The sequence below is a fragment of the Limnospira sp. PMC 1279.21 genome, assembly GCF_032349615.1.
Classification (GTDB): domain Bacteria; phylum Cyanobacteriota; class Cyanobacteriia; order Cyanobacteriales; family Microcoleaceae; genus Limnospira; species Limnospira fusiformis.
On record NZ_JARPLU010000393.1, the window covers coordinates 1 to 536 of the forward strand.

General features: G+C 52.2%; 1 protein-coding gene. It reads right to left on the minus strand.

Features of this window, described 5'->3' with window-relative positions:
* Positions 1–180: 180 nt before the first annotated feature.
* On the minus strand, positions 181–536 hold a 356-nt coding region (locus tag P5683_RS24875; RefSeq protein ID WP_315669506.1), incomplete at its 5' end, for a hypothetical protein.

Consider the following 536-nt stretch of genomic DNA (forward strand, 5'->3'; position numbering starts at 1 on the left):
TCCTTGGTACTCAGATGTTAAACTCTCCGTCATCATGATATGCTTGTCGGGGGTTAGCCTATTTGAGTAGGTTGGGTGGAGGTACGGAACCCAACACCACCATCTTTAACCCCTAATTGTTGGGTTTCACGGAGTTTCACCCAACCTACGAAGTTGAGTCTAGCCACTTCTCAGGAGCTTTCATGCTGGTTTGAGTTTTGGTTGCGGTTCTGGAGAGTTAATAATCTCAACTGTAACCTTAATTACCGTAGAACCTATAACGACAGGCACAACCACAGGCAACAAAGCTTCTGCCACCGCTCCGGCTGCAATTCCGGCAACCACAGGCAACGAGGCTTCTGCCACTCCTACTGCAATTCCAGCAACCACAGGCAACGAGGCTTCTGTCGCTCCTACTGCAATTCCCGCAACCACAGGCAACGATTCTACCGCTGCGCCTGCAATTCCGGCAACCACAGGCAACGAGGCTTCTGCCGCTCCCACTGCAATTCCCGCAACCACAGGCAACGATTCTACCGCTGCGCCTGCAATTCCGG